Source organism: Nostoc cf. edaphicum LEGE 07299, from assembly GCF_015207245.1.
GTDB classification, from domain to species: Bacteria; Cyanobacteriota; Cyanobacteriia; order Cyanobacteriales; family Nostocaceae; genus Nostoc; species Nostoc edaphicum_B.
Genome location: NZ_JADEXF010000229.1, coordinates 1 through 6,355, shown reverse-complemented (window position 1 = coordinate 6,355; position 6,355 = coordinate 1). Strand labels below are relative to the sequence as shown.

General features: G+C 44.4%; 6 protein-coding genes. 5 read left to right on the top strand and 1 reads right to left on the bottom strand.

Annotated features, from left to right (window positions below):
* Positions 1-10 precede the first annotated feature (10 nt).
* Positions 11-499, bottom strand: coding sequence for a DUF1499 domain-containing protein (locus tag IQ229_RS08995; protein WP_194043028.1), 489 nt, complete (start codon positions 497-499; stop codon positions 11-13).
* A 324-nt stretch (positions 500-823) separates the two neighbouring features.
* On the opposite strand from IQ229_RS08995, the gene IQ229_RS08990 reads away from it, so the two are divergent.
* The 5 genes from IQ229_RS08990 to IQ229_RS08970 all read left to right on the top strand — a co-directional run.
* Complete coding sequence (locus IQ229_RS08990; RefSeq protein ID WP_194043027.1) at positions 824-1,087, top strand: hypothetical protein; 264 nt, start codon at positions 824-826, stop codon at positions 1,085-1,087.
* A 599-nt stretch (positions 1,088-1,686) separates the two neighbouring features.
* On the top strand, positions 1,687-2,736 hold the full coding sequence (gene fbp, locus IQ229_RS08985) for a class 1 fructose-bisphosphatase (RefSeq protein ID WP_194043026.1): 1,050 nt from the start codon (positions 1,687-1,689) through the stop codon (positions 2,734-2,736).
* A 307-nt stretch (positions 2,737-3,043) separates the two neighbouring features.
* On the top strand, positions 3,044-4,189 hold the full coding sequence (gene tal / locus IQ229_RS08980; protein WP_194043024.1) for a transaldolase: 1,146 nt from the start codon (positions 3,044-3,046) through the stop codon (positions 4,187-4,189).
* Positions 4,190-4,316: 127 nt separating this feature from the next.
* Positions 4,317-5,846 (top strand): glucose-6-phosphate dehydrogenase, encoded by a 1,530-nt coding sequence (gene zwf, locus IQ229_RS08975; RefSeq protein WP_194043022.1) that lies wholly within the window; start codon positions 4,317-4,319, stop codon positions 5,844-5,846.
* Between the two features lie 108 nt (positions 5,847-5,954).
* Positions 5,955-6,355, top strand: a 401-nt coding sequence (locus tag IQ229_RS08970) for a peptidoglycan-binding domain-containing protein (protein ID WP_194043020.1), incomplete at its 3' end; no start/stop codon positions are given.

The following is a 6,355-nucleotide window of genomic DNA, read 5'->3' as shown; positions in this document are numbered from 1 at the left end:
AGCGACAAAATCAAATGTTTAAATCGCGTAGAGCCAGACGAATTTGCTCGACTCGTCTGCGGTTGACACCGAGATCCGACTCTCCCACGCGAGATGCCGATCGCAGATGAATTACTGACTCATTAGGAGGTAAATAAAATTCTACATCATCAACAAATTTGAAGATACGGCTTTTAGAAAGAGCATGGATGTAATTATCTGTTTGTTCTACAATTTCTGTACGGGGAACAACACCGATAACTTTTAGTAAGATTTCTCTAGCTGCATTGCGGTCTACATGATAAGGAATCGGGTCGATGGCGTGTTTTTCATCTGCGTTTTGACTAACAACACAGTTGTCTGAAGCCGGACAAGAACTAAGATGACCATTATCAACTCCCAAGCTAGAAGCAGCCCAAGTAGCCCCAGGAAGTATTAAACTACTAATTAAAGTTAAGAGTATTGCAAAAGCGATACTCCGCAAGAATCGCTGCCGGAACGCTGTTAGCAGACGGGACATAATAAATTTACTCCTTTTGTGCGGTTATTTCGGGTGAGTACTGCGAGTTGCCTGTTTGCTCTACAGATTATCATCTATCCAGCCATACTCTGAGTTTGAGCAATCCCAATGTAGCCGCACCGACAAGTCCCTTGTGCCATTATTCGTGCCAATAACGGAATCAAGCCAAAAAAGTGACCAATAATTCAGATTTCCATTGACTACGAACCCAAAATCATTAACAGGGGTTGCAACTGCATTCCCTGGTGATTCCAGCTTTGACTCGGAAGAATTGGCTGGTATCTGCTTTGTTGTGGCCAATGTTAAAAAGTTTGATGGTTGTAGATGAATATAGGAATAATCCAGTCTTACAGTAACGGGTTTTTAGAAGTTGTACCAGAGAGCGATTATTGGCAGATTGCTGCTATACACATCAATGGCCAAGCCTACTGCCCTACTCCTCAGCTTTATCGTTCAGAAAAAGTGGCATTAGCAAAAGCAACACAAATTTATGATTGGATAGCTGACCACGAACACCAAATCAGTGATGAGGCTTACTACTGCTCTGAATTGAAACTCATCCTCTGGCAGCAACCAAAAGTATCTTAGTACAGCATTTCATTAATTCGTACTGAATTAAATTGCCAATACACGACAATGTTAATGCATGGGCTTGCATTGTTAATGCGTCGGCCGCCTTGTTAATGCATGGGCTTGTATTGTTAATGCGTCGGCCGCCTTGTTAATGCATGGGCTTGTATTGTTAATGCGTCGGCCGCCTTGTTAATACATAGGCTTGCATTGTTAATGCGTCGGCCGCCTTGTTAATGCGTTGGCTTACATTTACATTAAAAACGCTACGCTTTTACGCAAAGCTGTACTTAGTTAACAAGGCAGATTGCTTGCCTTGGGCAAATCTGATACTAGTTTCGTATTAATGTTTCAGAGTAAATCTATAATCCCTGCCGCAAATGTGGGGATTTTGTTTGTTGATAGGATGTGTAGGCACACGCGCCACCTTGAGAAAGTCGTGTTAAGTCGAAGTAGCTAGGTTCTCGGTGCAGGGGTAACTGAAGATTCATTTCTTTAGTTTATCTAAAGTCGCATCTAAGTTATCAAATTACCTTTCTAAGATAGAAGCAGCAACTATAAGTTGCTATAGATGACTAAAACCCAATTAACAGCTAGTGGCTGCGGAGAACATAAAAATGACTAAAGCGCCGGAATCTTTAGACTTATCTGCTTACGATGCTACAGACAGAGCCTTAGATCGTGACTGTACAACCTTATCCCGTCACGTCCTCCAACAACTTCAGAGTTTTTCGCCAGATGCACAGGATTTGAGTGCGCTGATGAATCGCATCGCCCTGGCCGGAAAACTGGTGGCTCGTCGTATGAGTCGCGCCGGTTTAATGGAAGGCGTTCTCGGATTTACTGGGGAAGTTAATGTCCAAGGCGAATCCGTCAAAAAGATGGATGTCTACGCAAATGATGTATTTATCTCAGTGTTTAAGCAAAGCGGCTTAGTCTGTCGCCTCGCGTCTGAGGAAATGGAAAATCCCTACTACATCCCGGAAAATTGCCCCATTGGTCGCTATACCTTGCTGTATGACCCAATTGATGGCTCATCCAACACTGATAATAATCTCAGCTTAGGTTCCATTTTCGCCATTCGCCAACAAGAAGGAACTGATAGCGATGGTAAGGCAACTGACCTACTCGCCAACGGACGTAAGCAACTCGCTGCCGGATACATCCTGTATGGGCCCTGCACGATGCTGGTTTATACTATAGGTAAGGGCGTTCATTCCTTTGTTCTCGATCCCAGCTTAGGAGAGTTTATTCTCACAGAAGAAAATATCCGCATTCCTAACCACGGGTCTGTTTACAGCGTGAACGAAGGTAACTTCTGGCAGTGGGAAGAATCGATTCGAGAATACATTCGCTACGTTCATCGCACAGAAGGCTACAGCGCTCGTTATAGCGGCGCAATGGTGAGCGACATCCATAGAATTTTGGTTCAAGGCGGCGTGTTTCTCTACCCAGGCACAATTCAAAATCCAGAAGGAAAATTACGCTTGCTTTATGAAACGGCTCCTCTCGCCTTTTTGATTGAGCAAGCAGGCGGTCGTGCTACTACAGGACTGGTAAATATCTTGGATGTAGTCCCGAAAAAACTGCATCAGCGCACGCCTTTAATTATTGGTAGCAAAGAGGATGTCGCAAAGGTGGAGTCTTTTATTCAAAACGGACACTAGAAGACAATTCGTAATTCGTAATTCGTAATTTGTAGTTAGTGTTACGTAAGGGTTTTAAAGGTTTTATAAGGGTGATTTATTTACGCTGTGCTGTACTCTCATCTGCCATTAATTAAACGTTAATCATGGTGATTTAGGATTGGGGATGCAAAATAGCGCTTTTTGAAGATCAATTAAGGATTATCTCAGCTGGCCGATGCGATAAGTGATTGGCAACGCCACAATTCAAAAGTAAGCATCAAATTTTGATGGGTTTTGCCAACTTACTTAGAAAGATCACTATACAGGAGTGAAACAAATTAGAGTTATGTCTACCAATCATCTACTAGAAATTAACCAATACGGTCAAAGTATCTGGATGGATAATTTGACCCGTGACATTATTCAATCAGGTGAACTCAAAGACATGGTTGAAAATCAAGGTATATCTGGGATTACCTCAAACCCAGCTATCTTTGAAAAAGCGATCGCTGGTAACGTTATTTATGATGCCGATATCGAAGCCGGAGTTCGGGCTAACTTACCCATAGACAAAATTTACGAATCCCTAGTTTTTGCAGATATCCGTAATGCCTGTGATATTCTACGCCCTGTTTATGAAGCCTCGAATAGACTAGATGGTTATGTGAGTATTGAAGTCCCACCAACCATTGCCCATGATACTGAAGCAACCATAACCGAAGCCCGACGCTATTTCCAAGAAATTGGTCGGGAGAATCTGATGATTAAAATTCCTGGTACAGAACCTGGTTTGCCAGCAGTAGAACAGGTAATATCCGAAGGGATGAATGTTAATATTACGCTGCTGTTTTCTGTAGAAAGCTATGTAAACACAGCAATGGCTTATATTCGGGGCTTAGAAAAACGGGTAGCTGAAGGTAAGGACATCAGTAAAATTGCTTCAGTCGCTAGCTTCTTCCTCAGCCGGATCGATAGCAACATTGATGGCAAGATTGATGCTAAGTTGAAAAAAGGCGTTGATGATATTTCCGTGGAAGCAAAGCTAAGAGCTGTTAAAGGAAAAGTAGCGATCGCTAACGCTAAGATTGCGTATCAAGAATACAAGAAAATCATTAGAAGCGAGCGTTGGCAAGATTTGGCAGCAAAAGGGGCCACAGTACAACGGCTACTTTGGGCTAGCACCAGCACCAAAGACCCCAACTACAGAGACGTGATGTATATCGAAGAGTTGATTGGTCATGATACCGTCAACACCGTACCACCAGCGACCATTAAAGCTTGTGCCGATCATTGTAACGTAGGCGATCGCTTAGAAACAGATTTAGATAATGCTTACACGCTGATCGAAAACCTCAAAGATCCCGACATCAACATCGATCTTGATAACGTCATGGATGAACTGTTAGTCGATGGTATTGACAAGTTTATCCAGCCCTTCCAGTCCTTGATGAACTCTTTAGAAGAGAAGATCAAGGTATTGTCACCAGTGTAGAGACTGGGGATTGAAGAAGGGAATAGGGTACAGGTTACAGGGTACAGATTATCACCTGTCACCTGTCACCTGTTACCTCTCCCCCAATCCAAAATCCAAAATCCAAAACCCAAAATCCAAAATTGTTATGGTTAGTCTGCTAGAAAATCCTTTGCGCGTTGGTCTGCAACAACAAGGGATGCCCGAACCCCAGATTATAGTCATTTTTGGCGCTTCTGGCGATCTCACCTGGCGCAAACTAGTGCCAGCACTTTACAAATTGCGGCGAGAACGGCGTATTCCCCCAGAAACGACCATTGTCGGTGTGGCACGTCGAGAATGGAGCCATGAGTACTTCCGCGAACAAATGCAAAAGGGGATGGAAGAAGCACATCCTGATGTCGATTTAGGGGAACTCTGGCAAGATTTCTCTCAAGGTCTGTTCTATAGCCCTGGAGATATAGACAACCCCGAAGGCTACCAGAAACTAAAAAACTTATTGACTGAATTAGACGAAAAACGGGGCACACGAGGGAATCGGATGTTCTACCTCTCGGTTGCCCCTTCATTCTTTCCTGAAGCGATTAAGCAGCTAGGAAGCGCTGGGATGCTAGAAGATCCCTACAAACATCGTCTAGTAGTTGAAAAGCCCTTTGGTCGAGACTTGGCTTCTGCCCAGAGTCTTAACCAAGTGGTACAGAAATTTTGTAAAGAAAACCAAGTATACCGCATTGACCACTACTTGGGTAAAGAAACAGTCCAGAATTTGCTGGTATTTCGCTTTGCCAATGCGATTTTTGAGCCGTTGTGGAATCGTCAATTTGTTGACCACGTGCAAATTACCGTGGCAGAAACCGTGGGAGTGGAAGACCGGGCTGGTTACTATGAAAGCGCCGGCGCACTACGGGATATGTTGCAAAACCACTTAATGCAACTTTATTGTCTAACGGCGATGGAAGCACCCAATGCAATGGATGCCGACAGCATCCGCACAGAAAAAGTGAAGGTACTCCAAGCTACTCGTTTAGCTGATGTTCACAATCTGTCGCGGTCAGCAGTACGCGGTCAGTATAGTGCTGGCTGGATGAAGGGCCAAGAAGTGCCAGGGTATCGGACAGAACCAGGCGTTGCTCCCAACTCCACTACACCGACCTACGTCGCCATGAAGTTTTTGGTAGATAACTGGCGCTGGAAAGGTGTTCCTTTCTACTTGCGTACCGGGAAGCGGATGCCGAAAAAAGTCAGTGAGATTGCCATTCACTTCCGCGAAGTTCCATCTCGGATGTTCCAATCTGCTGCCCAACAGACAAACGCCAATATTTTGACGATGCGGATTCAGCCAAATGAAGGTATTTCCCTGCGTTTTGATGTCAAAATGCCGGGGGCAGAATTCCGTACCCGTTCCGTTGACATGGACTTTAGTTATGGTTCCTTTGGCATCCAAGCAACATCTGATGCCTACGATCGCTTATTCCTTGATTGTATGATGGGCGATCAAACATTGTTCACCCGCGCGGACGAAGTAGAAGCCGCTTGGCAGGTCGTAACCCCAGCCCTTTCTGTTTGGGATGCACCCGCCGACGCAAATACTATTCCCCAATACGAAGCTGGAACCTGGGAACCAACAGAAGCAGAATTCTTAATTAACCAGGATGGCCGTCGCTGGCGCAGACTCTAAATATTAGTCATTAGTCATTGGTCATTAGTCACTAGTAACAACAAATGACAAATGACAAATGACCAATGATAAAATTCAAAATCCAAAATCCAAAATCCAAAACTTCCTATGGCTCCCCAAGCTTCTACAATTTACTCACTTCAGGCGCCAAAAGATATTTCGCTTAACGAAATAGAAGCGGAACTTCATCAAATTTGGCAAAGTTATGGCATTACTGGCGAGGACGGTGGGCTTCCTGCTGCCACCCGCGCCACGACATTTACCTTAGTGGTTTACGAACCCGAAGAAACCCAGTATCTTTTGGCTACTTTGGGATTTTACAACGGCCCGCTTGATGGGATTTTAGGGCCTCAGATGGTAGCTGCGTTGCGGCAAGTGCAGATAAAATATGGACTGCCAGATACTGGAACAGCAACACCTGAAATCCTGGCTATCTTGAGAGAAGAATTCATCAAACGTCAAGGAAACGGTGCTGCCGGAGACAACGGTTCTATTGAACTTCCCAGCTT